Consider the following 580-nt stretch of genomic DNA (forward strand, 5'->3'; position numbering starts at 1 on the left):
TCGCCACGCGCGTGAAGGCCCATGAAGACGGCGCCTGGGTGCGCGAAGCCGCGCTCGCCCATGCCGAAAAACAGCGCCAGCGCGCGCAACAGCACGCCGCCTGAGTGGCACGGCGAAAGATCAGCGAGAGTCAGGAATCAGGAGATCAGCAATGAACAGGGAATGGCCGATTTGGGAAGTGTTCGTGCGCAGCAAGCAGGGACTCGACCACAAGCACTGCGGCAGTCTGCACGCGGCCGACGCGCCGATGGCGCTGCGCATGGCACGCGACGTCTACACGCGCCGCCAGGAAGGCGTGAGCATCTGGGTGGTGCCGTCCGCGGCGATCACCGCCTCGGCGCCCGACGAGAAGGCCGAGCTGTTCGAACCGGCGGGCGACAAGATCTATCGTCACCCGACGTTCTACACGCTGCCCGACGAAGTCAACCACATGTAAGCGCGCCATGACCACTATGTCCATCACGCCCGAACATCTGCAGTACGTGCTGCGCCTCGCCGATACCGCGCTGATCCTCGGTCAGCGCAACAGCGAGTGGTGCGGCCACGGCCCGATCCTCGAAGAGGACATCGCGCTGTCGAA

Annotated in this window: 2 protein-coding genes; both read left to right on the plus strand. The window is 65.2% G+C overall.

The genetic code is table 11. The features are described from left to right. Positions 1–151: 151 nt before the first annotated feature. A complete protein-coding gene (gene paaB, locus AB3X94_RS41855; RefSeq protein WP_008924350.1) occupies positions 152–436 on the plus strand; it encodes a 1,2-phenylacetyl-CoA epoxidase subunit PaaB in 285 nt (94 codons plus the stop codon). A 16-nt stretch (positions 437–452) separates the two neighbouring features. Further along, positions 453–580, plus strand: a 128-nt coding sequence (locus AB3X94_RS41860; RefSeq protein WP_368614474.1) for a Phenylacetic acid catabolic protein, incomplete at its 3' end; no start/stop codon positions are given.

This window comes from Paraburkholderia sp. BR10923 (assembly GCF_040948765.1).
GTDB classification, from domain to species: Bacteria; Pseudomonadota; Gammaproteobacteria; order Burkholderiales; family Burkholderiaceae; genus Paraburkholderia; species Paraburkholderia youngii.

Excerpts from the sequence above, each read along its gene's own strand:
- paaB (WP_008924350.1), top strand. The coding sequence starts at position 152 with ATGAACAGGGAATGGCCGATTTGGGAAGTGTTCGTGCGCAGCAAGCAG.